Below are 235 nucleotides of genomic sequence, written 5' to 3'. Positions count from 1 at the left end.
GTGTATAAAAGAACAGGTTTTAATATATTCCAGACCAACTCTCCTGCCCTATCTTCGGCATATACAAGCGCTTTCATTTTGTCGGATCTTGATTTAGCTTGCTTGCTTTTTTGTACGGAAGCAGCCTTTAATTTTTTCCGTGGCACATATTCCATTTTCTCGTAATCTAGTCCGAGAATCTCACTACCTTTATCTCCTTTTTCCTTGAGATAAAATCCTTGACCACTCTTACTAC

At 38.3% G+C, this 235-nt stretch carries 1 protein-coding gene; it reads right to left on the bottom strand.

Going from position 1 to position 235, the window contains the following annotated elements:
* Positions 1–235 (bottom strand): hypothetical protein (locus tag AOA61_RS30665; RefSeq protein WP_143521295.1); only part of this gene is annotated, 235 nt, incomplete at both ends.

This window comes from Pseudomonas sp. 2995-1 (genome assembly GCF_002742505.1).
Lineage (GTDB): Bacteria > Pseudomonadota > Gammaproteobacteria > Pseudomonadales > Pseudomonadaceae > Aquipseudomonas > Aquipseudomonas sivasensis.
The sequence above is the reverse complement of the archived record's forward strand: the minus strand, read 5'-3'. Positions and strand labels throughout refer to the sequence as shown.